Below are 344 nucleotides of genomic sequence, written 5' to 3' on the forward strand. Positions count from 1 at the left end.
GCTCCGGCCTGTCGTTAAGCCGTCCGGTATCGGATCCCATCCTCCCCGATGCCATGGTCCGCACTTTGCGAGCCTGATCATGGTCAACCAGCTTCCCCGCAACAGGCCATACTCGGTGAGCGCATCGACGGCGTACTGACTACAGGTAGGGACAAAGCGGCACGACGCCGGTCGTAGCGGCGAAAGCATGTGCCGATAGACCTGGATAACGAAAATCAACCCCCGCGCTGATGCTCTACCGGTAACCCGGACCACGCGCCCACAGCTTTGCCTAGACAGACTCACCGATCACTACCTGCCAGTTCGACAGCCCTCCGCAAGCCGCATCGCAGTTGCTGCTCCAA

1 protein-coding gene is annotated in these 344 nt (G+C 60.8%); it reads right to left on the minus strand.

Translation table 11 applies throughout. The annotated features are described in order from the left end of the window. Positions 1-285, minus strand: a 285-nt coding sequence (yidD, locus tag BST12_RS29660) for a membrane protein insertion efficiency factor YidD (protein WP_083116542.1), incomplete at its 3' end; no start/stop codon positions are given. Positions 286-344: the final 59 nt, after the last annotated feature.

The sequence above is a fragment of the Mycobacterium angelicum genome (assembly GCF_002086155.1).
Classification (GTDB): Bacteria; Actinomycetota; Actinomycetes; order Mycobacteriales; family Mycobacteriaceae; genus Mycobacterium; species Mycobacterium angelicum.